This window comes from Methylobacterium sp. 285MFTsu5.1 (assembly GCF_000383455.1).
Lineage (GTDB): Bacteria > Pseudomonadota > Alphaproteobacteria > Rhizobiales > Beijerinckiaceae > Methylobacterium.
The window spans coordinates 406810-429565 of record NZ_KB911271.1 but is presented as its reverse complement, the minus strand read 5'-3'; the positions used below and the strand labels follow the sequence as shown (position 1 = coordinate 429565).

The following is a 22756-nucleotide window of genomic DNA, read 5'->3' as shown; positions in this document are numbered from 1 at the left end:
GGGCGGGTGCCCGGTCACTGACGGCGGGCCAGTGCGGAGATCCGGACCGTTCCGACCGGTGACGTGCGGGAATCCGCAAGACCACCCGCGGCCCTGCCGGGAGTCTGCTTGAAAAAAGCTATCTCCAGCAAGTGGTTAAAGAAATGTAGCGGCCGTCGGTCAATTGGCATGCCGGTTGCCATTCTCGTCACGAAACGCAGCCATGTCGTCAGAGAACGGCTGCGCGCCGGAAGGCCAACAGCAAGCGCGGACACCGCCGGGACACCCCGACGCGAGCCGCCCCGCCCGAAACCCGAGACAGGGAGAACGCCCGATGGCTGTCGTACCGTCACCACTCACCGCCCCGCATCCGCCCGCCAAATCGAAGCCGCTGTACCGGACCCTGTACTTCCAGGTTCTGGTCGCCGTCGCGATCGGCATCCTGCTCGGCCATTTCTACCCGCAGCTCGGCGCCGAGTTGAAGCCGCTGGGCGACGCCTTCATCAAGCTCGTCAAGATGATCATCGCGCCGGTGATCTTCCTGACCGTCGTCTCCGGCATCGCCGGGATGACCAACCTCGAGAAGGTCGGTCGGGTCGGCGGCAAGGCGCTGATCTACTTCCTGACGTTCTCGACGCTGGCGCTGATCGTCGGCCTCATCGTCGCCAACGTGCTCCAGCCAGGCAACGGCCTGCACATCGATCCGAAGTCGCTCGATCCGAAGGCGGTCGCCACCTACGCCGGCAAGGCGAAGGAGCAGAGCATCGTCGACTTCCTGATGAACATCATTCCCACGACGGCGGTCGGCGCGTTCGCGGGCGGTGAGATCCTGCAGGTGCTGTTCTTCTCGGTGCTGTTCGGCTTCGGTCTCGCCTTCCTGGGCGACCGCGGCAAGCCGGTGCTCGACATCATCAAGGTCCTGTCCGAGGCGATCTTCGGCGTCGTCAACATCATCATGAAGGTCGCCCCGATCGGCGCCTTCGGCGCGATGGCGTTCACGATCGGCAAGTACGGGATCAGCTCGCTGGCCAACCTCGCCTACCTCGTCGGCGCCTTCTACCTGACGTCGGCGATCTTCGTGCTGGTCGTGCTCGGGGCGGTCGCCCGCTACAACGGCTTCTCGATCATCAAGCTCATCCGTTACATCAAGGAAGAGCTGCTCCTCGTGCTCGGCACGTCGTCCTCCGAGTCGGCACTGCCCTCGCTGCTGGAGAAGATGGAGCGGGCCGGCTGCTCGAAGCCGGTCGTCGGCCTCGTGGTGCCCACGGGCTACTCGTTCAACCTCGACGGCACCAACATCTACATGACCATGGCGGCGCTGTTCATCGCGCAGGCGACCGACACGCCGCTGAGCTACGGTGAGCAGGCGCTGCTGCTGCTCGTCGCCATGCTGTCGTCCAAGGGTGCCGCCGGCGTCACCGGCTCGGGCTTCATCACCCTGGCGGCGACGCTCGCCGTGGTGCCCTCAGTGCCGGTGGTCGGCATGGCGCTGATCCTCGGCGTCGACCGCTTCATGTCGGAGTGCCGGGCGCTGACCAACTTCATCGGCAACGCGGTGGCCTGCATCGTGGTGGCGCGCTGGGAGAACGAGGTCGACGAGGCCAAGCTCGCCGCGGCCCTGTCCGGCCAGACCATGGCGCCGCTTCCCCCCGCGCCGGCTCTCCAGCCGGCCGAGTGAGCCAGCGGCGTCGCGGGCCGCGCACGGCGCAGCGCGCGACGCCGTGACGGTGGAAAACGCACGCCGCGCCGCGGATCCCACCGCGGCGCGGCTCTCGCATGCCGAAGGAACGCGGCCGAAGGAACGCGGCCGAAGGAACGCGACGGAGCCGCGGCCCGACGCCGCCGAACGCTGTCAGGCCGCGTCGAGGGTGTGGGGCGCGAAGGCGGCGACGACCGGCCGGAACGCGCCGACGATCGCGGGGTCGAGCCGCCCCGCCATGCCCTCCAGGATCGCGTAGGCCGCCTCGCTCGCCATGGGCTGCTTGTAGGGCCGCTGCTCGATCAGGGCCGCGTGGATGTCGCAGACGGTGACGAGGCGGACGAGGTCGGGGATCTCCTCCCCCTTGAGCCGGTCCGGATAGCCCGACCCATCGAGCATCTCGTGGTGCGACCGGACGACGTGCAGCATCTGCTGCTCGAAGCCCTGATCGACGAGCATGCTGTAGCCCTTCTCCGGATGCAGCCGCATGACGGCCAGCTCGGCGTCGTCGAGCCGGCCCGGCTTGTTGAGGATCGCGGCCGGGATGTGGATCTTGCCGACGTCGTGCAGCAGGGCCGCCTTGGTCAGGCGGTGGCGCTCCTGCTCGCCGAGGCCGAGGCTCGCCGCGAAGGCCGCCGCCAGACCGGCGACCAGCAGGCAGTGCTGGTGCGTGGCGTCGTCGAACTGGCGGACCGCCCGGACCCAGTCGCGGATCCCGGTGTCCCGGATCGCGAGGTCGATGGCCTGGGTTCCGTTGTCGATGACGCCGGGCGTGATCGGCTGGTCGGGCACGAACACCGAGGCGTAGAATCCGCGCACCGCCGCGGCCGTCCGCACGGCGCAGGCCGGCAGGGGCTCGTCCGCGAAGGTCGCGAGGCGCGCGGTCGCGCGCGGCGCCCCCAGCGTCTCCCGCAGGCGATCCGTGTCGAAGGGCGCGCACAGCGTGTGGGTCGCGCCGAGGGCGACGCCGAGCAGCCGGGTTCGTGGGCTGTCGGTGTGGAGCAGGACGGTCAGCGGAGCGCCGTGCCGGACCTCCGCGAGACGGCGGCGGAGGCGCTCGACGGAGCTCGCGCCCAGATCGTGCACGTCGGTGACGATCGCGGTCGCGCCGCCGAGGGGCAATTCCGCGGCGCGCAGATCGTGGAGCTCACAGGACAGGCCATCGGACAGGTCCTGAGCCAGGACCTGGCTGCGTGCGGGATCGTCCGTGATGAGGAGTATCCGGCCCATCGGCACGCCTTCCGGACCGCGCCTTACGGGAACATCGCGTCGACCGTGTCCTGCGATACCGAGGCGTCGCCGGGCAGGACGGGGCCGTTGAGCAGGGCCGCCTCCTCGCTGCGCGTGTCGGCCGTCGGATTCGGCCGCGACGGCGGGTCGCCGGGACCGGACCAGACGCGCAGCATCTCGCCGATCCGCTCCTCGACGAGGACGATCGTGCGCACGACCTTCGAGATCCGCTGGCCGGTAAGGTCCTGGAAATTGCAGGATTCGAAGATCGTCTGCATCTCGATCTGGATGGCTCGGGCGTCGGCCCGGTTGGCGTCCTCGCCCGACCGTCTGACGATGCCGCGCGCGAGCGTGTCCACCTTCTCCGAAGCCGTCAGGATCGCGTTGGTGGCGTCCTCGGTGCCCTGCACCACGGCGAGGAGCTCGTCCCGCGCGCGGCTCGTCTCCTGTTCCTGCCGGAGGTCGGCGATCTCCTGGCGCGTGCGCGCGATCGCGTCGGAGATCGACAGGAGCTGGGTCCGGAGGAGCCCAACACCCTCTTCGATGGAGGCAACGTCCGGCAGAGCGCGGGCCATGATCGGGGATCGCCATGCGGTTTATATTGCCCGGTGAAACTATCGGCGACCTCTTAAGCCGCGCTTAATGGCACTTATCTCGACGCGATTCTGTGCCGCTCCGGCCGATCGTGACTGTGCAATGTCCTATTTCCACGTCATCCATACGTCAAAGCACGCCGAACGTGCGCCGAACCCGCGCCTCGTCTTGTCGACCGCTTCGCGCGACGTCGACGCGACGATCTCCGCCTGACCGACGAGTGCGATCTCGCCGCGTTACCGATGAGGGCTGGAACAGCGGCGCTCTCAACTGTTGGTTGATGCTAACGAACTATTCCGGCGCCCGCTCGGTAGCACATGTGCGTGAACGGCACGACTTTGAGCAGTGATGCGCGGAGAAAAGTAAGCTTTTGATGCTCTCTCGAGCTCGGTGGTTCCGATTTCGAGTTGGGATGTGAGCAGGGCAATCCGAGCGGCGTCGCGCTTGCTCGACCTCCGAGAACGGGCCGCGCGCTTCGCGCGGGCACGCGGGGGCGCGACGGCCGTGGAGTTCGCCCTGGTGGCCCTGCCGTTCTTCGCGCTGGTCGGGGCCTGCCTCGAGAACGGGATCGTGTTCTGGGAGCAGGAGATCCTCCAGCAGGCGGTGTCCGACGCCAGCCGGCAGATCTACACGGGCACGTTCCAGACGACGAACGCCGGCACAACCGACCCCGCGACGCTGATGAGCCGCTTCCGGACGGCGATCTGCACGCAGCCGAACGGCACGCCCCGGATCACGATCTTCACCTGCGCCAACGTCCGGGTCAGCGTGATGAAGGTGGCCGATTACGGGTCCGCCACCCCGGTCTCGCCGGTCGCGACCAACGCCAGCGGTGCGAGCGACTGGAACCCGAACTTCGCCAGCTACGCCTGCGCCGGGAACTCGGCCATCGTGATCGTGCAGGCCGCGGTCGACATCCCGGTCTTCTTCCCGCTGCTCGGTGCCGCCGTGCCCAACCTGCCGAACAAGCGGCGGGTGCTGCAGGCCGCGACGGTGTTCAAGGTGGAGCCCTACTCCGCGCCGTCGGGGTGCTCGTGATGGGCGGCCTGCCGATCGGCTTGAGCCGCTTCCGCCACGATGAGCGCGGGATCGCCGCCGTCGAGTTCGCGCTCGTCCTGCCCCTGCTGATCGTCCTGTATTTCGGGACCGCCGAGCTGACGCGCGTCGTCGACGCGACCCGGAAGCTGACCCTGTTCGCGCGCACGCTGAGCGATCTGTCCGGACGGGTGGACAACGCTCTGGCGACCCAGAACGGGATGGCTCTGGCGACGCAGGACGGGATGACGAAGATCACCAGCGCGGCGACCGCGATCCTGCGCCCGCTGGACGCGTCCGGCCTGCAGATCGTGGTCAACGCGATGGGCGTGGAAACGGTCAACGGGTCGCTCAAGGGCTTCGTCTGCTCCAGCTGGCCGCAGAACGCCACGAAGCGCCCGGCCAACCAGGCCAACGGGAGCAACGGACTCCCCGCCACGCCGGCCGCCTATCAGTTCGACGGGGCCCGCTACATCCTGGCGGAAGTCACGATGCCCTACACCCCGATCATCGGGAGTGCTCTGTACCGCTGGATCTTCGGCGGCCGCGGATTGACCTTCTCGCGGCAGATCCCGTGGTCCGAGCGCACCCCCAGCGAGATCGTCATGCCGGGCGGCACCGCCTGCCCGGTCTACAACTAGTGTTTGAGGGAAGGCCCGTGTCGGTGTTCCGCATCCGGTTGAACCGCGCTCTCAGGCTGGCCGTCGCGGCGTTTCCGCGGGCGCGCTCCGGTCAGGTCGCGCTGACGTTCGCGCTGGTCACGCTGCCGGTCATGTTCGCCACGGCGGCGGCGATCGATTACGGGCGCCGCAACGCCGCGAAGACCCAGCTCGACACCGCCCTCGACGGCGCCGTGCTCGCGGTGATGTCGCAGAAGACCAACACGATCCCGGCGACGACCTTGCAGAACATGGAGACGCAGTTCCGCGCCGAGGCCGCCAAGGTTCCGGGCGTCACGGTGACCTCGTTCGTCCCCGGCGCGCCGGTGAACAGCGCGAAGACGCTGAGCCTCACCGCCACCTACACGGCGACGGTCAAGACCAGCCTAGCATCGATGATGCAGATCCCGGCCATGCCCATCAGCGGCACGTCCTCGGCGACCCGCAACACCTCGCAGTACATCAACTACTACCTGCTGCTCGACAACTCGCCGTCGATGGGGCTCGCGGCGACCGATGCCGACGTGAGCAACATGAAGCGCGCGACCAACGGGTGCGCGTTCGCCTGCCACCAGCACACCTTCGACAACAAGGGCAACATCATCGGCGACGATCAGAACGACTTCTACCATGTGGCGTCGCGGAACAACATCAAGCTCCGCATCCAGGTTCTGAGGGACGCGGTCTCGGCGCTCGTCGATCAGGCGAATGTCAGCATGTTGCTGCCGCAACAGTTCCAGATGGAGATGTGGACCTTCAACGATTCGGTGACGCAGACGCGGCTGCAGGCGATGACGCCGACCTTAAACAATATCAAGATCGCGACCCCGAATATCGATATCGCCTACGCCTACTACAATCAGTCCGACAATCAGACCGATTTCGAGCGGGCCATCGCGAAGATGAACGCGACGATCCCGGCCAGCGGCGACGGGCTGACGCCGGACAAGCCGATCCGGTTCCTGTTCATGGTCACCGACGGCGTCGAGGACACCGGCGGCAGCGTCACCAACCAGAGCGCGGGTTTCCAGATCCAGAGCAACCGCTTCATCGGGCCGCTGAGTCCCTCGACCTGCACGAATCTCAAGAACAAGAACGTCAAGATCGGGATCATCTACACGCAGTACCTGCCGATCTACGACAACGATTTCTACAACAGCTACGTCAGGCCGTACGAGTCGAAGATCGGGCCGGCCCTGCAGGCCTGCGCGTCCGACGGCATGTATTTTCCGGTGACCACGAACGGCGACATCACCGCCGCCATGCTGAAGCTTTTCAGCACCACGCTCGCGAGCGTGCGCCTGAGCAACTGACGCGCCGCGCCCCGCTCACGTCGTCGCCGGTGATCCGAGGACGTTGACCCACAGGACGGTGGTCTGGCTGCGCGGGTCGGGATTGCTGAAGCGGTGCGGCCGCCGGCTCTCGAAGCGGAAGCTGTCGCCCTCCGCGAGCTGGAGCGTCCGCGCCTCGACGATCAGGGTGAGGCGCCCCGCGAGGACGAGGCCGGCTTCCTCGCCGTCGTGGCTGAACGGCTCGTCGCCGGTGCTCGCGCCGGGCTTCAGCACCATGTGGAACAGGCTCATCCCCTGCGTGCCCCCTGGCGGGGTCAGGAGCTGCTTGGTGATGCCGGCCCGCCAGAGCTGAAGTTCCGGCCGGTCCTTCCGGAACACGACGATGGGATCCGGGTCGGGCGCGTCCGGCCCCGCTTCGAACAGGCCGCCGATCCCGATCTGCAGCGTGTCGGCGAGCAGCGCCAGGACCCGCAGGGACGGCGACGACAGGCCCCGCTCGACCTGGCTGATGAAGCCGATCGACAGGCCCGTGCTGGACGCCACCGCCTCCAGCGAGAGTCCGCGCGCGCGACGCAGGCCGCGCAGGCGCTGACCCACAGCCCGGTCGACCGGTTCCGGACCCGTTGCCTCGCCTCGGGGGATGCTCACCGTCACGCCAGCCTGCCTCTCGTGTGCTTCTTCATGCACGTGAAAGTCGCTTGCGTCGATACCGAAAACGTGCGGTATTCTTCACGAGAATGAAATCGGGCCCGGCTTCCGCCGCGTGACCCGGGCACTGCACGGGAGCGGCACCATGAGAAGACGGTTGGCCAAGCTGTGTCTGTCGTCGGCGCTGCTCCTCGGCGTCCTCGGCGCTCCCGTCGGCGCGCAGGCCCTGAAGGTGGGATCGACGCCCACCGGCCTGCCCTTCACCTTCCTCGATACCAAGACGAATAGCATTCAAGGCGTGATGGTCGACCTCGTCAACGCGGTCAGCAAGGAGGCGGGTTTCACGGTCGCGGTCGAGCCGCTGCAATTCTCGACGCTGATCCCGGCGCTCACCGCCTCGAAGATCGATATCATCGCGGCGGCGATGTTCATCACGCCGCAGCGCAAGGAGGTCGTGTCGTTCTCGGCGCCCGTCTACAGCTACGGCGAGGGGCTGATCGTCCCGAAGACCGACACGAAGGACTACACGTCCTTCGCCGACCTGAAGGGCGAGACGGTGGGCGCCCAGGTCGGCACCGCCTTCGTCGAGCCGCTGAAGAGGTCGGGCCTCTTCAACGAGGTGAAGATCTACGACGCGATCCCCGACATCATCCGGGACGTCAATTCCGGGCGGCTGAAGGCCGGCTTCGCCGACGCGCCGATCCTCGCCTACTACGTCAAGCAGGGCCTGTTTCCCGGCGTCCGCCTCGTCGAGACCTTCAAGCCGACCGTCGTCGCCTCGGTCGGCCTCAGCGTCCGCAAGACCGACACCGAGCTCCTCGCCAAGATCGACAAGGCGCTCGCCAAGCTGAAGGCCGACGGGACGCTCCAGGCGATCCTGACCAAGTGGGGTCTGCCGCCGTCGGCCGACCGGTCCTGACCTTCATGCGCGAGTTCCTCGCCGACGCGCAGGACTACCTGCCGATCCTGCTGCAGGGCGTGCAGCTCACGATCCTGATCACGATCGCGTCCCTGGTGGTCTCGACGCTGCTCGGGCTGGTCTGGGCGGTGATGCGGGTCTCCGGCATCGCGATCCTGTCGGGCTTCAGCGCGGTGATGATCAACATCCTGCGCGGCATCCCGATCATCGTGCAGCTGTTCTACATCTACTTCGTGATGCCCGATTTCGGCCTGTCGCTCACCGCCGTCCAGGCGGCGATCATCGGGCTCGGCATCGCCTACTCGGCCTATCAGGCCGAGAACTTCCGCGCCGGCATCGAGGCGGTGGATCGCGGCCAGGTCGAGGCGGCGCTGTCGATCGGCATGGGCTGGGGCATGACCATGCGGCGGGTGATCCTGCCGCAGGCGATCCGGATCGCGCTGCCGCCCTACGGCAACATCATGATCATGATGCTCAAGGACTCGTCGCAGGCCTCGACCATCACGGTCGCCGAGCTGGCGCTCCAGGGAAAGCTGATCGCCTCGTCGACCTTCAAGAACACCAGCGTCTACACGCTGGTGGCGCTGATGTACCTCGCGCTGAGCCTGCCGCTGATCCTGCTGGTCCGCCACTTCGAGGCGAAGGGACGGCATCGATGATCGTGCTGGAGGACGTCCGCAAGCATTACGGCGCGCTGGAGGTGATCAAGGGCGTCTCGGCCGAGGTCACCAAGGGCGAGGTCGTCTGCATCATCGGGCCCTCGGGATCCGGCAAGTCGACACTCCTGCGCTGCATCAACGGGCTCGAGGCCTACGACGGCGGCGAGATCCGCGTCGACGGGCAGCGTGTCGACCGGGACAAGCGCGGCATCAAGGCGATCCGCACCCGGGTCTCGATGGTCTTCCAGCGCTTCAACCTGTTCGCCAACCGGACCGCGCTCGAGAACGTCGTCGAGGGGCCGATCCACGTGAAGGGCGAGCCCCGGGGCGAGGCCGAGGAGCGGGCGCGCGCCCTGCTCGCCCGGGTCGGGCTCTCGGGCAAGGAGCACGCCCGGCCGAACGAGCTCTCCGGCGGGCAGCAGCAGCGCGTCGCGATCGCCCGGGCGCTCGCCATGCGGCCGGAGGCGATCCTGTTCGACGAGCCGACCTCGGCCCTCGATCCCGAGCTCGTCGGCGACGTGCTGAAGGTCATGCGCGCCCTCGCCGACGAGGGTATGACGATGCTCGTGGTCACCCACGAGATCGGCTTCGCCCGCGAGGTCGCCGACCGGGTCCTCTTCCTCGACGGCGGCCGACTCGTCGAGCAGGGGCCGGCCGCCGAGGTCCTCAACCGGCCGCAGAATCCGCGTACCCGGGACTTCCTGCAGCGCGTGCTGCACCCGCTCTAGGACACGCCGTGGCCGAACCGTTCCCGCTCGCACCCTCGCTCTGGGCCACGACGGCGGCGCCCGCGCCGGACACGCCGCCGCTGGCCCGATCCGGCCTAGCCGAGGTGGTGATCGTCGGCGGCGGGTTCTGCGGCCTGTCCACCGCCCTGCATCTCGCCGAGCGCGGCATCCGACCCGTCGTGCTCGAGGCGCAGGAGGTCGGCTACGGCGGGTCCGGTCGCAACGGTGGCCAGGTCATCCCCGGCCTCAAATACGATCCCGCCGACCTCGTCGCGCGGTTCGGTCGGGAGCGCGGCGAGCGGCTCGCGCGCTTCGCCGGCGGGACCGCCGACGTCGTGTTCGACCTCATCGCCCGGCACGGGATGGACGTGCCGCATTCCCGCGCCGGCTGGATCCAGGGCGCCCACACCGAGGCCGGGCTCGCCGAGGTCGCCAAGCGGGCGGCCCAGTGGGCGGATCTCGGTGCGCCCACCCGCGTCCTCGACAGGGCCGAGACCGAGCAGCTGCTGGGGACCGACCGCTATCTCGGCGGCTGGCTCGACAGCCGCGGCGGGGCGATCCAGCCCCTGAGCTACGCCCGCGGCCTCGCCCGGGCCGCCCAGAAGGCCGGCGCCACGATCCACGGCGGATCGCCGGTCACCGGCCTCGAACGGACCGGATCGGGCTGGACCGTCACCACGGCCCAGGGCGAGCGGGTGACGACCGGCCGGGTCGTGCTGTGCACCAACGGCTACACGGGCGGCCTGTGGCCGAACCTCGCGCGGACGGTGATCGCGGCGAACTCGTTCCAGGTCGCCACGGTGCCGCTGACCGACAACCTGCGGCGCTCGATCCTGCCCGAAGGCCATGTCTCCTCGGACACGCGCAAGCTCCTGCTCTACTTCCGCCTCGACCATACCGGACGCCTGCTGATGGGCGGCCGCGGTCCGTTCCGGGAGCCGCGCGACCCCGCCGACTGGGCCCATCTCGAGCGGATCGTCGGCAAGCTCTTCCCCCAGCTCGACGGGATCGCCTTCGACCATCGCTGGTGCGGCCGCGTCGCGATCACCCGGGACTACCTGCCCCATCTCCACGAGCCGGCGCCCGGGCTCCTCATCGATATCGGCTGCCAGGGCCGGGGCGTCGGCCTCCAGTCGGCGATGGGCCGGGCGATGGCCGCCTACATCGCGACCGGAGATGCCGGCAACCTGCCCCTGCCGCTGACGCCGATCGAGCCGCTGCCGCTCCACGGGCTGAACCGGCTGTACGTCTCGGCGATCATCGCCTGGTACCGCCTGCGCGACGGCGGCATCCGCTGATCCTACCGGCTCGCCGTCACCGCGCGCGCCACAGCGCCCCGATCAGGCCCAGGGCGGCGAGCGCCAGCGCGAGGAGCATCCACCACAGGGCCCCCGGCCCGACATGGGTGAGCACGACGGCCCCAGCCGGCGGCGCCAGGGCCTGGGCGGCCAGGGCCGGCCGGGCGAGGCGGCCGACCACCAGCGGGTAGCGCACGGGGCCGAACAGGGCGAGCGGGACCGTGCCGCGAGCGATCGAGTAGATCCCGTTGCCGCCCGCGTAGAGCACCAGCCAGAGCGCCACGCCCGGCAGCCCGGCCGCAAGGAGCCACAGCCCGAGGGCGATCAGGCCGAAGGCGGCCGTCAGTGTCCAGAGCGGGTGGTGGCGGCCCTTGAGGGAGATCTCGGCGACGCGGGCGCTCACCTGCGCGGGCCCGATCAGCGCCCCGTACGAGACGGCGGCGGCGAGCGACACGCCGCGCGCCTGCAGCAGGGTGAGCAGGTGGACCGACACCTGGGACATGATCGCGCCGCCGAGGACCAGCACCCCCGCGAACAGCAGGAACGCGCGGCGCTCCCGGGTCGATAGCGGCGCGGACCCCGCCTCCTGTGGCCCGTCGGAGACCGGGAGTTCCGGCGCGTGCGGGATCATCGCGAGGATGAGCGGCAGCGTCACGGCGAGGTGCAGGCCGGCATAGGTGAGGCAGGCGCCCCGCCAGCCGACATGGGCCACCAGGAAGGCCGAGAGCGGCCAGCACACGGTGCTGGCGAACCCGCCCCAGAGGGTCAGCGTGGTGATGGCCGGCCGCGCGGCCGCGCCGTAGAGCCGCCCGAGGGTCGCGAAGGCGGGGTCGTACAGGCCGCAGCCCATGCCGGCGCCGAGGATCAGCCAGCCGGCGAGATAGATCGGCAGGCTCGGCGCCACGGCCACGACGGTCAGCCCGGCGGCGAGGAGCAGCGCCGCGAGGGCGAGGACCGGCCGCCCGCCGTGCCGGTGGATCGCCGCCCCGACATGCGGCGAGGCGAGGGCCGCGACGAGGAGGCCGAAGGCCAGTCCGCCGACCACCCAGGCGAGGGGCCAGCCGGTGCTCTCGGCGATGGGGGCCGCCATCACCGCCGGCAGGTAGAACGACGAGCCCCAGGCGAGGATCTCCACGACGCCGAGTGCGGCGATCACCGGCCAGCGGCTGGCTTCGCTCATGTCCGGACCGCCGCCACGGCCCGCGGGCGCTCAGGCCGTGGCGACACGGCGGCCCTGCTCGTCGACCACCGGCTCGCCGTCCTCCTTCACGAACCCGCCCCGCTGCGGCGGCAGGAGATCCAGCACCGCCTCCGATGGGCGGCACAGGCGTACGCCCTTCGGCGTGACCACCAGCGGCCGGTTGAGCAGGACCGGATGCGCCGCGACGGCGTCGAGCAACTGCCCGTCGGTCAGGTCCGGGTTGCCGAGGTCGAGCTCGGCGTAGGGCGTGCCCTTCTCCCGGAGCACGTCGCGCACCGACAGCCCGGCGCGGTCGAGGAGCTGTAGCAGCAGCGCGCGGGCCGGCGGCGTCTTGAGATACTCGATCACGTGGGGCTCGATCCCGGCGTTACGGATCATCGCGAGGGTGTTGCGCGACGTGCCGCAGGCCGGATTGTGGTAGATCACGACGTCGAACGGCTCAGACATGTGCGGCGTCTCCCGAGGGGCTGAGGCAGGCGGCCAGGGTCTCCGCCGCCGGCGTGCAGATCTCCGCGCGGCCCTGGCAGCAATCGCGCATCAGGAACGCGATCAGATCGGCCAGCACCGGGTAGGCGGCACTGTAGAGGATGGAGCGACCGTCGCGCCGCGAGCTGACCAGCCCGGCGCGGCTCAGTTCCTTCAGGTGATGCGACACCGTGGCGGCCGACACGCCGACCGCCGCGGCCAGCGTCCCGGAGGCGAGGCCCTCCGGACCGGCTCTCACCAGCGCCCGCACCAGCCGCAGTCTGTGCTCCTGCGCCAGGGCCGCGAAGGCCGTCAGGGCTTGCGCGTCGTCCATTTTCCCGACAATCTTCAAACGGTTGTTTGAACGTATGAGAAAGCGTCCCGGTGAGCAAGAGCCCGGCCCCTGCCCCTTCGGTCCGTGACGGCCTGCCGAATCTCAGCGCGGCGCATTTCGCAACGCCGACCGACGGGGCCGGTCGGGGGATCCCGCTCGCGCACGCGCCGCGCTTCCTGATCCTGTACGGGTCGCTCCGCGAACGCTCCTTCAGCCGGTTCCTGGCCTATGAGGCCGCGCGGCTCCTGGAGGCGATGGGCGGCGAGGTCCGCATCTACCACGCCGACGGCCTGCCGCTGCCCGACGACGCGACCGCCGACCATCCGAAGGTGCGGGAGATCCGCGCCCTCTCGGCCTGGTCCGAGGGGCAGGTCTGGGTCTCGCCCGAGCGGCACGGCGCGCTCACCGGCGTGATGAAGAGCCAGATCGACTGGCTGCCCCTGTCCGAGGGGAGTCTGCGCCCGACGCAGGGCCGGACCCTCGCGGTGATGCAGGTCTCGGGCGGCTCTCAGAGCTTCAACGCCGTGAACGCCCTGCGCGTCCTCGGCCGCTGGATGCGGATGATCACGATCCCCAACCAGTCCTCGGTGCCGATGGCCTACCGGGAGTTCGACGAGGCGGGCCGTATGAGGCCCGGGCCGCTCTACGACCGGGTCGTCGACGTGTGCGAGGAACTCATGAAGTTCACGCTGCTGACCCGCGGATGCGCCGATTACCTCGTGGACCGCTACAGCGAGCGCAAGGAGCGCGATCCCGACCGGCTCGCCGGTGTCGCGGCCGATATCGGCTTCGCGAAGCCCTCACCGCCGGGCGCCTGAGCCCCGCCGGCCCGAGCGCGCCGCCACGCGGTCCGGCCCGGGCCGGTGCTCACTGGAATCGCCGCATCTCCGGCGCCAGCGAGCGTCCCGCTTCGAGGAGGGCGCGGACCTTGCGGGTCGCGTGCTGGAGGATGTCCGGCCGCGCATCCTCGTAGGACGTCTCCTCGACGAAGCTCCGCAGGGCCTCCGTGATCCGGTCCTCGATCTCGTCCATCAGGGCGAGCCCCTCCGGACCTTCCCGCCGCAGATGCGCGTCTGCGAGCGTCAGGTAGGCGGCGCTCGCCAGCAGGAAGGCGATCCCGTTCGCCTCCTGAGCCGCCGCGGAACTCGCGTCGCCGCCGTCCATGCCGTCTGCGACGTCGTCGTCCATCGGCTCACATACTCCCCGTTCGTTGCTCACGCTGTGCCGCTCCCGCCGCGTCGCGCCAAGTAGAGAAAAAGGGTCGGTCCCCGTCCCCATTCGGGCGACGTCGGGGGCCGATCCGGACCGCCGGCCCCGCGTCGCCGCCGGGCGCCGGACCGGTCCGCTCGCCTCTCCCCGGGCCTCAATGGCCCGGATCGGCGCGGTCCTCGGTCGCGCGCCGCTCGCGCATCCGGAGCAGTGCCCGGCGCCAGGCATCCACCACCGCCGCGCGTGCGCGGGCATCATTCTCGCGGTCGGACTCCGCCGTCCGGGCCTTGCCGTCGGCCTGCCTGCTCCGGGCTCTCGGATCTCGGTTCATGATCGCCTCCTGTCGTGTCCAGACCGAGAGACACCGGATCCCGGGACGCCGCGGTGAGGCGGCGCACGCGGACCATGGAAATCGCGTGCGGCGGAGCACAGGCGGCCGACGGCCCCGCGACGCGCGCAATTTTTCTGATCGTGGACCGAAGAGTTTTTCAGGAGCGCCCACACTCATTTTCGGAGTACTGTCACGGCGCCGGCATGTGCCCTCGTGCGATGCCGCAAATATTGATGCGGTGCAATAACGATCGTATTCAAAACTCAGCCGATCTCCGGGGCCGAGACGTCCCGGCACCACGGGGGCGGCGCATGGCACAGTCGGAGGCGACGGGCATCACGGCCGGCCGCACCTCTACGTGCCGGGGAGGATCACGGGCTCCATGAGGAAGAACAAGGTCATCTCGGCGGAAGAGGCGATCGCGCTGATCCGCGAGAACGACGTCGTGACCACCACGGGGTTCGTCCAGAGCTGCATCCCGGAGGCCCTGCACGCCGCCCTCGAGAAGCGGTTCGTCGAGACCGGATCACCCCGCGGCCTCACCCTGATCATGACGGCCGGCGCCGGCGACAGCAAAGGGCTCGGCACCGGCCGCCTGCACCATGACGGCCTTCTCACGCGGGTCATCGCGGCCAATTTCGGCCGCATGCCCAAGGTCGCCAAGGCCGCGCAGGACAACCTGATCCGCGGCTACAACCTGCCCCAGGGCGTGATCTCCCAGCTCTACCGGGCCTGCGCGGCGGGCCAGCCGGGTCTGTTCTCGAAGGTCGGCCTGAAGACCTATGTCGACCCGCGCCACGGGGGCGCCAAGGTAAACGAACTGACTACCGAGGACATCGTCAAGCTCGTCGAGGTCGATGGCGAGGAGTGGCTGTTCTACACGGCGACCAAGATCGACGTGGCCTTCATCCGGGCCACCTCGGCCGATCCGTCGGGCAACCTCTCCTACGAGAAGGAGGCGCTGACCCTGGACTGCCTCGCCCAGGCAATGGCGGCCCGCAACAACGGCGGCATCGTCATCGCCCAGGTCGAGCGCATCGTTGACGACGGCTACCTTCTGCCGAAGGACGTGCGCGTGCCCGGCATCCTCGTTGACTGCGTGGTGGTCGCCGAACCCGAGATGCACCGGATGAACTACGGCGTGATGCACGACGCGGCGCTCGCCGGCGAGATCCGGGTCCCGGTCACCGGCATCAAGCGGATGGCGCTCAACGAGCGCAAGATCATCGCGCGCCGCGCCGCCTTCGAGCTGCCGCCGAACGGCGTGGTCAATCTCGGCGTCGGCGCGCCCGAGGGCATCTCGTCGGTCGCCAACGAGGAGAAGATCACCCCCTACATCACCCTCACCACCGAGGCGGGCGCGGTCGGCGGGGTGCTGGCGTCCGGTTCGAGCTTCGGCGCGGCCACGAACGCCGACTGCATCATCGACCAGAACCAGATGTTCGACTTCTACGACGGCGGCGGCCTCGACATGACCTGCCTGGGCATGGCCGAGTGCGACGCGGCCGGCAACGTCAACACCTCGCGGTTCGGCGGCAAGCTGAACGGCTGCGGCGGCTTCATCAACATCTCGCAGAACGCCCGCACCGTCGTGTTCGCCGGGACGTTCACGGCCGGCGGTCTCGAGATCGCGGTGTCCGACGGTCAGGTGCGCATCGTGAACGAGGGCAAGGCCCGCAAGTTCGTCACCCAGGTCCAGCAGAACACCTTCTCGGGCCCCTACGCGGTCGAGCGGTCGCAGCCGGTCCTCTACGTGACCGAGCGCTGCGTCTTCCAGCTGACTCCGGAGGGCTTGGAACTGATCGAGGTCGCGCCGGGGATCGACATCGAGCGCGACATCCTCGCCCACATGGATTTCGCGCCCGTCGTGCGCAATCCGGTGCCGATGGATCCGCGCATCTTCCGCGAGGAGCCGATGGAGCTGATCTCGGATCTGCTCAACCTCGATCTGAAGTCCCGCGTCAGCTACGACGGCGAGCGCAACATCCTCTTCGTCAACCTGGAAGGCTGGTACTGCCGGGTAAAGGGCGACATGGACGAGCTGCGCATGACCATCGTCGAGGCCTGCCGGAAGGCGGGCCAGCGGGTCAACGCCGTGATCAATCACGACGGCTTCCGGCTCAACGAGAACTTGGTCGACGACTACGCCGGCATGGTCCAGTACCTGCAGGCGAACTACTACGCGACCACGACCCGCTACGCGACCAGCGCCTTCCTGCGCCTCAAGATGGAGGAGGCCCTGAACAAGCGCGGGGTCGCGCCGCACGTCTTCGAGCGCAAGGAGGAGGCGCAGGCCTTCGTCAGCAGCACCGAGGACAAGAAGGCCCGCAAGCGCATCTCCCCGGCGGTCGCGTCGGCGGCGTGACGGCCGGCCGGGTCCGCTCCGGGCGCGCCGGGCGCGCCGGGCGCCGCTCGCGCCACGGCGCGGTCGGTGCCGCGGCCAGCCTCAGGCGACCGGCAGGCCGAGGACCCGCCGCGATTCCTCGGACAGCACCGCGTGGCGCGCCGATTCGGGGCCGTCATTCGGCGTCCGCGCGGCCGCCTGCGTGACGAGGTCCCGGAACCGCTTCTTGTCGAGGGCGCGGCCGCGCAGGCTTCCGAGCACGGCGTCCAGCACCATGCGGACCGCCCGGGCGCGCTGGCGCTCGCGCTCCAGTTCGGCGGCGAGCAGCGGATCCCCGAACTGGGCCGCGCCGAGCGGCGCCACCAAGACGGCGCCGTCGATGACGGCGGGATCCCGGTCGTCGGTCTCGACCGCAGAATCCGTGATGCCGTCGAGGATCTTGGTCGCTTCGGTCAGCAGGATCTTGTGCTGGACCGCCGCCGAGAGGTTCCCCGGAACCTTCTGGCTCGCCGCGGCGATCAGGCGCTTGAACTCGGCCCGATCCAGCCCGAAACGGCCGATGCTGGCCCGGAGCGCCGCCAGCACGGTGCGGAGCGCCTCGGTCCGGTAGGTCGCCTTGAGGAGCTGATCCCGCAGCGCCCCCGCCGAGGCCATCTCGACGAAGGACGTCTCGGGCAGTTGCTGCACCTGCTCCGCCAGCTCGACGATGGCGCGCTGCATCAGCGCGGTGCGCTGCTCGCGGATCTCGTCCGGCGCCAGCTGCTCGCGTCCCTTGCGGAGCCACACGAAGAATTCCGTCGCGTCCCGGTCGAGGAAATCCTCGACGCGCAGATCGATGTAGCCGAGCTGCGCCAGCTCCAGGATCATCAGATTGAAGCTCGCCGGCACGAACACCCAGGCATGGGCGTCGGCGTAGTAGGGCAGTTGCGCGGCGCCGAGCCACTGCGGCTCGTCGGTGAGCGGATTCGCGGGAATGGCCGGCCGCGTGTCCTGGCCCGACCAAGCGCCGACCGTGCCGTTGTCCTTCAGCGCCATGTTCAGGGCGTAGTCGATGTGGGTCCGGACCGTGTGCCGGTTCCGCTTCTCCAGGAACGCCGCGACCGCGTCCGCCGTCCCGGTGAGGGAACGGTAGAAATCGAAGCATTTGCGCTTGTCGGGCACGGCCAGGATCACCACGCCGTCCGGCCGAAGCAGCGTCTCGGCGGCGCGCAGGAAGGTCACGATGTCGGTCGTGTGCTCGATGACGTGGCTGGCGATGAACGCGTCGAAGGTGCCGTGCTGGTCGACCGGGACCGCGTCCGCGATCGAGCCGCCTGTCCAGACGAAATCCACCTCCTCGATGCGGTCGACCGTCTGGTCGTGATACTTCTCGATGAGCTCCGAGCGCGGCGCGTGATCGATGACGAACGTGTTCCAGCCGTCGCGCTTCGGCGCGAGCGGGCTGAAGCTCGGGCCAATCTCCACGATGCGGGCGTCCTTGGTCAACGACCTCAGGAGTTGCTGCGCACGATCCATTGCCACTAAGCTCCGATCAAACGCTTCGCGAATGCGCTGTAGACGCGCGGTGAAGGCCGCGTTGGCGGGAAGGAATACCGTTGCACAAGAGGCCGCTCGCCGCCGTCACGATGGCCTACAACGAGAAGACCATGCTTCCGCTCTGGCTGAAGCACTACGAGCGACAAGTCGGGGCTGAAAACTGTTATATCCTCGACCACGGTTCCGACGACGGCTCGACGACCGGACTGCGCGCGAACGTCGTCCGGTTGCCGCGGTTGCCCCTGAACGAGTGGGAGCGCGCCCACACGGTCAGGGATTTCTGCGCATCGCTGTTCATCGGCTTCAAATATGTTCTCTATGCGGATAGCGACGAGCTGATCCTCCCCGATCCGGACGTATCGTCTACTCTCTCCGATTACATCGCCGCGCGGCCGCTGCCCCCCATCCTCGATTTGTTCGGGGCCGACGTCATGCACGTCGGGGACGAGGCCCCTATCGACGTCGCGGCACCGATCTCCGGCCAGCGGGGCTACATCCGGCCGATATCCACCCTGTGCAAGGCGACCATCGTGTCGGAGCGGGTCGACTGGCACGTCGGCTTCCACTGCCTGATCCAGGACCACCGCCCCGATTTCCGCGACCTGTTCCTGTTCCACCTGGCGTATCTGGACCACGACATCCTCTTCAGGCGTCAGCAGAAGCGGAATGCGGCCGCGCCGATCGGCATCCCGAACTCCCACCACGCCATCGACCCGACGGAGTTCCTGGCCTTCGTGAAGGCCGATATCGGTCGCGTCCCGCGCCGCCCCGTTCAGATGCGTCCGGGTGAGGCCCATTTCGAGACCACGAAGCGGTTGTTCGCCGACGCGATCGAGCGCAAGAGCGCGATCCAGGCGCCCGACCTCTGGACGCTGCCCGAGCGCTTCGTCGGATCCTTCTAGGGCAGGACAGTCGAACCGGCTCGGAGAACGCCGCGTCTGTGCCGGCACGGCCATCCGGTATATCTCGGGCCGCCCGACGCCGCTTCGGCCATGCCGGCGAACCCTTGGGGAGCTTCGACCCTGCGCGACGATCAGAGCCTCATCGCGCCGGGCGCGGACCGGAGCAACGCCGCCGCGCCCTGGGCCGAACGCGTCGCGGATCTCGCGCACGCGGCGCTCATCGGCGAACTGGAGACCTGGCCCAAGCCCGGCCTCGTGAGCCCGGTCGATTCCGGCAGCCACGACGACATGGATGCGGAGACGCTCCGCCGCAGCGCGGCGGCGCTCCGGCCGTTCTTCGCGGAACTGGTCGCGGCGGGCGCCCGCGATGCCGTAATGGCGGAACTCCGGGCAATCGGTCTGGCCGCCGAGACCGCGATGATGCGGGCGACCGGCGGCGTCAACGCGCATCGGGGCGCCATCTTCTCGCTGGGGCTGATCTGTGCCGCGGCGGGAGCGCGGGGCGTGGGGCCCGGTGCGGAGCGCGCGAGCGCCGAAGGGCTGGCGGAGGCGGTCAGTCACCTCTGGGGGACAGCGATCACCCGGGCGCCGGTCTCGGCCGTCAGCCACGGCGGCCGCGCGGCGCGGCGCTTCGGCGTCGGTGGCGCCAGCGCCGAGGCCGCGGCGGGCTTTCCGACCATCCGCGCCGTCGCCCTGCCCGCTCTCCGCTTCGGCCGATCGTGCGCCCCCCACGATGCCGAGGCGGCCCGCGTGCACTGCTTCTTCGCCCTCCTGGCGGTCGTCGACGACACGAACCTCCTGCACCGCGGCGGTGCCGACGGCCTCGTCGGCGCGCGCGCGGCCGCCGCGACCTTTGTCGACGCCGGAGGCATCGCGGCCCCCGACTGGCGGGCGCGCGCGGCGGCGATCCACCGCGCCTTCGTGGCCGCGCGCCTGAGCCCCGGCGGCTGCGCCGATCTCCTCGCCGCGACGCTGCTGCTGGACGCCCTCGCCTCCCCACCCTGACGCGCGCGCAGCCCCGGGGCGCGTCGGTCGCAGTTTCGCGGATGCGGGCTCTACCTACATGCGGATTCTATCCCGCCCTCCCCCCCGGACCGCCCGTGACCCTGTTCAGGATCGCCCTCCTCGCGCTCGCCGCGCTCTTCCTCGTGCCGGTGGCGATCTCCGCCCTGCTCTACGCGACGCGGGCGAGCGGCGACTGGCGTCTGGCGGATCGATCCAGCGCCGGCCTGCTGCCGCGCGCGGACGCGCATCCCGGCGCCGTGCTGCGCATCTTCTCGGCGCGGACCGTGAGCTGGCGCGGCATCGTGGCCACGCACAGCTGGATCGTCGTCAAGGAGCGCGGCGCCCGCGCCTACAGCCGGTTCGACTACACGGCCTGGGGCCAGCCGATCTGGATCGACCGGTTCGTGCCGGACGGACGCTGGTTCGGGAACCCGCCGACGGTGGTGTTCGCGGCCGACGGCGCCGAGGCGGAGGCGATGCTCCCGCGGATCCGGCAGGCCGTGGCCGAATACCGGTTCAGCCGGCCCGGCGACTACGTCGTGTGGCCCGGCCCGAACTCGAACACCTTCGTGGCCGCCGTCATGGCGGCGGTGCCGGAGATCCGCGAGAGCCTGCCCACCACCGCGATCGGCAAGGACTTCCCCTATGACGGGCGCTGGATCGGCCTGACGCCGTCGCGGACCGGGATCCGCATCAACCTCGGCGGCTATGCCGGGGTAACCCTCGGCTGGGTCGAGGGCCTGGAGCTGAACCTGCTCGGCGGCGTCGCCGGGATCGACCTGCGCCGGCCCGGTCTCAAGCTGCCGGCCCTGGGTCGGGTCGGGCTCTGAGCACCGACGCGCTCCCGGGGCGCGCGACCGTCGGCGCCCCGGGACGCGCCGCTCACGGCGCGAGGTCGTGGACCGGCTCCTTCACCGGCGTGGCGCTGCTGTTCAGCACGGTGCTGCCGGTCGAGACCGGCTTCAGCACGGCCCGGTCGATCTGCGGCGGGGTCGGGAGCTGGAGCTGCGCGCTCGTGTCGGCCCACTCGCGCGCGACGCGGTCGGGATCGTCGTTGAGCTTCGTGCCGTAGCTCGGCACGATCTCCCGGATCTTCGCCTGCCATTCCGGCGTGGCGACCTTCTGGGCGAAGACCTTCTCCAGCACCTGCAGCATGATCGGCGCCGCCGTGGAGGCGCCGGGCGAGGCCCCGAGGAGAGCCGCGATGCTGCCGTCCCTGGCGTTGACGATCTCGGTGCCGAGCTTCAGCACGCCGCCCTTGTTCGGGTCGCGCTTGATGATCTGCACCCGCTGCCCCGCCTGCCAGAGGCGCCACTCCTCCTTCTTGGCCTTCGGGAAGTACTCGCGCAGCGCCGCGATCCGGTCGTCGTCCGACAGCATCAGCTGCCCCGCCAGGTACTCGACCAGCGGGAACTCGTCGACGCCGACCTTCATCATCGGCCAGATGTTGCTGGTGGTCGTGGAGCTGAGGAGGTCGAAGTACGAGCCCTCCTTCAGGAACTTGGTCGAGAAGGTCGCGAACGGCCCGAACAGGATCACGCGCTTGCCGTTGATCACGCGGGTGTCGAGATGCGGCACCGACATCGGCGGGGAGCCTACGGACGCCTTGCCGTACGCCTTGGCGAGATGGAGCGTGGCGACGTCGGGATTGTCGTTGATCAGGAACGAGCCGCCCACCGGGAAACCGGCATACTCGTCGCCCTCGGGGATGCCGGATTTCTGCAGGAGGTGCAGGGCACCGCCGCCCGCGCCGATGAACACGAACTTGGCGTCGGTCGTCCGGCGCGTCCCGTCCTTCAGGTTCTTGGCGGTCACCCGCCACGAGCCGTCGCCGTTCTTGGTGATGCTCTCGACCTCGGTGGAGAGCCGGAGGTTGAAGCTCGGCTGCTTCTTCAGGTGGGCGACGTACTGGCGGGTCACCTCGCCCCACTCGCAGTCGGTCCCGAGCGGCGACCAAGTCGCGGCGACCTTCTGCTTCGGGTCGCGGCCCTCCATCATCAGCGGCACCCACTTGCGGAGCTGCTCGGGATCCTCCGAGTACTCCATGCCGGCGAAGAGCGGGCTCGCCTTCAGGGCCTCCCAGCGCTTCTTCAGGTAGGCGATGTTGTCGTCGCCCCAGACGAAGCTCATGTGGGGCGTGTAGTTGATGAAGGCGCGCGGGTCCGTCATCACGCCGGTCCTGACCTGATGGGCTAGGAACTGCCGGGTCACCTGGAACGCCTCGTTGATCTCCACCGCCTTGGCGATCTCGATCTGCCCGTTCTTCTTCTCGGGCGTGTAGTTCAGCTCCGCCAGGGCCGAGTGTCCTGTGCCGGCGTTGTTCCAGCCGTTCGAGCTCTCGAGGGCGACCTGATCCAGCCGTTCGACCATCTGGATCGACCAGTTCGGCTCCAGCGCGTTCAGCCAGACGCCCAGCGTCGCGCTCATGATCCCGCCGCCGATCAGCAGCACGTCGACCTTGCTGTCCGCGCCCTCGGCCAGGGCCAGCGCGCCCGGCAGGGCCGCCAGCGCTAGGCCGGTGGCGGCCGTGCCGAGGAGCCGCCGCCGGCTCAGGGGCAGCACGTCCGCGGCCCGGCGGTCGCGCCGGTGTTGGGTCTCGTCGTCGCCACGCATGGGCAGATCCCGCTTTTGCGTACCGCACGGCCCGATCGGCCGCCGCGCGTACGGAAGACACTCGATGCGACGGGCG

General features: G+C 69.5%; 23 protein-coding genes. 13 read left to right on the top strand and 10 right to left on the bottom strand.

Annotated features, from left to right (window positions below):
- Positions 1-313 precede the first annotated feature (313 nt).
- Complete coding sequence (locus tag H288_RS0106260) at positions 314-1657, top strand: dicarboxylate/amino acid:cation symporter (RefSeq protein WP_020091737.1); 1344 nt, start codon at positions 314-316, stop codon at positions 1655-1657.
- A gap of 174 nt (positions 1658-1831) precedes the next feature.
- Here the strand turns inward: H288_RS0106260 and H288_RS0106255 are convergent, their stop codons facing one another.
- Both H288_RS0106255 and H288_RS0106250 read right to left on the bottom strand, forming a co-directional pair.
- Positions 1832-2908, bottom strand: a complete 1077-nt coding sequence (locus tag H288_RS0106255; RefSeq protein ID WP_020091736.1) for an HD domain-containing phosphohydrolase — start codon at positions 2906-2908, stop codon at positions 1832-1834.
- 23 nt (positions 2909-2931) lie between these two features.
- Complete coding sequence (locus H288_RS0106250) at positions 2932-3483, bottom strand: protein phosphatase CheZ (RefSeq protein ID WP_020091735.1); 552 nt, start codon at positions 3481-3483, stop codon at positions 2932-2934.
- Positions 3484-3946: 463 nt separating this feature from the next.
- Between H288_RS0106250 and H288_RS0106240 the strand changes: the two genes are divergently transcribed.
- Genes H288_RS0106240 through H288_RS0106230 form a run of 3 tightly spaced genes read left to right on the top strand, consistent with a single transcriptional unit; the run spans position 3947 to position 6509 of the window.
- A complete protein-coding gene (locus tag H288_RS0106240) occupies positions 3947-4540 on the top strand; it encodes a TadE/TadG family type IV pilus assembly protein (protein ID WP_020091733.1) in 594 nt (197 codons plus the stop codon).
- Entirely contained in the window at positions 4540-5178 is a 639-nt protein-coding gene (locus H288_RS0106235; RefSeq protein ID WP_042673245.1) for a TadE/TadG family type IV pilus assembly protein, read from the top strand. The genes H288_RS0106240 and H288_RS0106235 overlap by 1 nt, the downstream gene beginning before the upstream one ends.
- A gap of 17 nt (positions 5179-5195) precedes the next feature.
- Positions 5196-6509, top strand: a complete 1314-nt coding sequence (locus H288_RS0106230; RefSeq protein WP_020091731.1) for a TadE/TadG family type IV pilus assembly protein — start codon at positions 5196-5198, stop codon at positions 6507-6509.
- A gap of 15 nt (positions 6510-6524) precedes the next feature.
- On the opposite strand, the gene H288_RS0106225 is transcribed toward H288_RS0106230, so the two are convergent.
- On the bottom strand, positions 6525-7136 hold the full coding sequence (locus H288_RS0106225; RefSeq protein WP_234081040.1) for an XRE family transcriptional regulator: 612 nt from the start codon (positions 7134-7136) through the stop codon (positions 6525-6527).
- 145 nt (positions 7137-7281) lie between these two features.
- On the opposite strand from H288_RS0106225, the gene H288_RS0106220 reads away from it, so the two are divergent.
- Genes H288_RS0106220 through H288_RS0106205 form a run of 4 tightly spaced genes read left to right on the top strand, consistent with a single transcriptional unit; the run spans position 7282 to position 10740 of the window.
- Entirely contained in the window at positions 7282-8055 is a 774-nt protein-coding gene (locus H288_RS0106220; protein ID WP_026604723.1) for an ABC transporter substrate-binding protein, read from the top strand.
- Between the two features lie 5 nt (positions 8056-8060).
- Positions 8061-8714 carry an amino acid ABC transporter permease gene (locus H288_RS0106215; protein ID WP_012317380.1) on the top strand — a complete coding sequence of 218 codons (654 nt, stop codon included), beginning with the start codon at positions 8061-8063 and terminating at the stop codon, positions 8712-8714.
- Positions 8711-9442 (top strand): amino acid ABC transporter ATP-binding protein, encoded by a 732-nt coding sequence (locus tag H288_RS0106210; protein ID WP_020091727.1) that lies wholly within the window; start codon positions 8711-8713, stop codon positions 9440-9442. The genes H288_RS0106215 and H288_RS0106210 overlap by 4 nt, the downstream gene beginning before the upstream one ends.
- Before the next feature lie 8 nt (positions 9443-9450).
- The gene (locus tag H288_RS0106205; protein ID WP_020091726.1) at positions 9451-10740 is read left to right on the top strand and encodes an FAD-binding oxidoreductase; all 1290 of its coding nucleotides are present in this window, start codon (positions 9451-9453) and stop codon (positions 10738-10740) included.
- 16 nt (positions 10741-10756) lie between these two features.
- On the opposite strand, the gene H288_RS0106200 is transcribed toward H288_RS0106205, so the two are convergent.
- Genes H288_RS0106200 through H288_RS0106190 form a run of 3 tightly spaced genes read right to left on the bottom strand, consistent with a single transcriptional unit; the run spans position 10757 to position 12740 of the window.
- Positions 10757-11920, bottom strand: a complete 1164-nt coding sequence (locus tag H288_RS0106200; RefSeq protein ID WP_020091725.1) for an MFS transporter — start codon at positions 11918-11920, stop codon at positions 10757-10759.
- A 30-nt stretch (positions 11921-11950) separates the two neighbouring features.
- The gene (gene arsC, locus H288_RS0106195; protein WP_020091724.1) at positions 11951-12388 is read right to left on the bottom strand and encodes an arsenate reductase (glutaredoxin); all 438 of its coding nucleotides are present in this window, start codon (positions 12386-12388) and stop codon (positions 11951-11953) included.
- Positions 12381-12740, bottom strand: coding sequence for a metalloregulator ArsR/SmtB family transcription factor (locus H288_RS0106190; RefSeq protein ID WP_020091723.1), 360 nt, complete (start codon positions 12738-12740; stop codon positions 12381-12383). The genes arsC and H288_RS0106190 overlap by 8 nt, the downstream gene beginning before the upstream one ends.
- A gap of 92 nt (positions 12741-12832) precedes the next feature.
- On the opposite strand from H288_RS0106190, the gene arsH reads away from it, so the two are divergent.
- Positions 12833-13558, top strand: a complete 726-nt coding sequence (arsH, locus tag H288_RS0106185; RefSeq protein ID WP_026604722.1) for an arsenical resistance protein ArsH — start codon at positions 12833-12835, stop codon at positions 13556-13558.
- Positions 13559-13607: 49 nt separating this feature from the next.
- On the opposite strand, the gene H288_RS0106180 is transcribed toward arsH, so the two are convergent.
- Positions 13608-13928 (bottom strand): hypothetical protein, encoded by a 321-nt coding sequence (locus tag H288_RS0106180; protein ID WP_020091721.1) that lies wholly within the window; start codon positions 13926-13928, stop codon positions 13608-13610.
- 175 nt (positions 13929-14103) lie between these two features.
- Complete coding sequence (locus tag H288_RS35590; protein ID WP_020091720.1) at positions 14104-14280, bottom strand: hypothetical protein; 177 nt, start codon at positions 14278-14280, stop codon at positions 14104-14106.
- Between the two features lie 382 nt (positions 14281-14662).
- Here H288_RS35590 and H288_RS0106170 point away from each other — a divergent pair, with 382 nt between their 5' ends.
- A complete protein-coding gene (locus tag H288_RS0106170; protein WP_020091719.1) occupies positions 14663-16645 on the top strand; it encodes an acyl CoA:acetate/3-ketoacid CoA transferase in 1983 nt (660 codons plus the stop codon).
- A gap of 81 nt (positions 16646-16726) precedes the next feature.
- On the opposite strand, the gene H288_RS0106165 is transcribed toward H288_RS0106170, so the two are convergent.
- Positions 16727-18139, bottom strand: coding sequence for a methyltransferase domain-containing protein (locus H288_RS0106165; RefSeq protein ID WP_026604721.1), 1413 nt, complete (start codon positions 18137-18139; stop codon positions 16727-16729).
- 110 nt (positions 18140-18249) lie between these two features.
- Here H288_RS0106165 and H288_RS0106160 point away from each other — a divergent pair, with 110 nt between their 5' ends.
- From H288_RS0106160 to H288_RS0106150, 3 genes are all read left to right on the top strand, one after another.
- Positions 18250-19062, top strand: coding sequence for a glycosyltransferase family 2 protein (locus H288_RS0106160; protein WP_042673236.1), 813 nt, complete (start codon positions 18250-18252; stop codon positions 19060-19062).
- 90 nt (positions 19063-19152) lie between these two features.
- Complete coding sequence (mdcB, locus tag H288_RS0106155; protein ID WP_020091716.1) at positions 19153-20067, top strand: triphosphoribosyl-dephospho-CoA synthase MdcB; 915 nt, start codon at positions 19153-19155, stop codon at positions 20065-20067.
- 95 nt (positions 20068-20162) lie between these two features.
- Positions 20163-20897, top strand: coding sequence for a DUF3750 domain-containing protein (locus H288_RS0106150; RefSeq protein ID WP_020091715.1), 735 nt, complete (start codon positions 20163-20165; stop codon positions 20895-20897).
- 52 nt (positions 20898-20949) lie between these two features.
- On the opposite strand, the gene mqo is transcribed toward H288_RS0106150, so the two are convergent.
- Entirely contained in the window at positions 20950-22680 is a 1731-nt protein-coding gene (mqo, locus tag H288_RS0106145; RefSeq protein WP_020091714.1) for a malate dehydrogenase (quinone), read from the bottom strand.
- Between the last annotated feature and the right edge of the window lie 76 nt (positions 22681-22756).

Excerpts from the sequence above, each read along its gene's own strand:
- H288_RS0106260 (WP_020091737.1), top strand. The coding sequence starts at position 314 with ATGGCTGTCGTACCGTCACCACTCACCGCCCCGCATCCGCCCGCCAAA.
- H288_RS0106255 (WP_020091736.1), bottom strand. The coding sequence starts at position 2,908 with ATGGGCCGGATACTCCTCATCACGGACGATCCCGCACGCAGCCAGGTC.
- H288_RS0106250 (WP_020091735.1), bottom strand. The coding sequence starts at position 3,483 with ATGGCCCGCGCTCTGCCGGACGTTGCCTCCATCGAAGAGGGTGTTGGG.
- H288_RS0106235 (WP_042673245.1), top strand. The coding sequence starts at position 4,540 with ATGGGCGGCCTGCCGATCGGCTTGAGCCGCTTCCGCCACGATGAGCGC.
- H288_RS0106220 (WP_026604723.1), top strand. The coding sequence starts at position 7,282 with ATGAGAAGACGGTTGGCCAAGCTGTGTCTGTCGTCGGCGCTGCTCCTC.
- H288_RS0106215 (WP_012317380.1), top strand. The coding sequence starts at position 8,061 with ATGCGCGAGTTCCTCGCCGACGCGCAGGACTACCTGCCGATCCTGCTG.
- H288_RS0106210 (WP_020091727.1), top strand. The coding sequence starts at position 8,711 with ATGATCGTGCTGGAGGACGTCCGCAAGCATTACGGCGCGCTGGAGGTG.
- H288_RS0106200 (WP_020091725.1), bottom strand. The coding sequence starts at position 11,920 with ATGAGCGAAGCCAGCCGCTGGCCGGTGATCGCCGCACTCGGCGTCGTG.
- arsC (WP_020091724.1), bottom strand. The coding sequence starts at position 12,388 with ATGTCTGAGCCGTTCGACGTCGTGATCTACCACAATCCGGCCTGCGGC.
- H288_RS0106190 (WP_020091723.1), bottom strand. The coding sequence starts at position 12,740 with ATGGACGACGCGCAAGCCCTGACGGCCTTCGCGGCCCTGGCGCAGGAG.
- H288_RS0106180 (WP_020091721.1), bottom strand. The coding sequence starts at position 13,928 with ATGGACGACGACGTCGCAGACGGCATGGACGGCGGCGACGCGAGTTCC.
- H288_RS35590 (WP_020091720.1), bottom strand. The coding sequence starts at position 14,280 with ATGAACCGAGATCCGAGAGCCCGGAGCAGGCAGGCCGACGGCAAGGCC.
- H288_RS0106170 (WP_020091719.1), top strand. The coding sequence starts at position 14,663 with ATGAGGAAGAACAAGGTCATCTCGGCGGAAGAGGCGATCGCGCTGATC.
- H288_RS0106165 (WP_026604721.1), bottom strand. The coding sequence starts at position 18,139 with ATGGATCGTGCGCAGCAACTCCTGAGGTCGTTGACCAAGGACGCCCGC.
- H288_RS0106160 (WP_042673236.1), top strand. The coding sequence starts at position 18,250 with ATGGCCTACAACGAGAAGACCATGCTTCCGCTCTGGCTGAAGCACTAC.
- mdcB (WP_020091716.1), top strand. The coding sequence starts at position 19,153 with ATGCCGGCGAACCCTTGGGGAGCTTCGACCCTGCGCGACGATCAGAGC.
- mqo (WP_020091714.1), bottom strand. The coding sequence starts at position 22,680 with ATGCGTGGCGACGACGAGACCCAACACCGGCGCGACCGCCGGGCCGCG.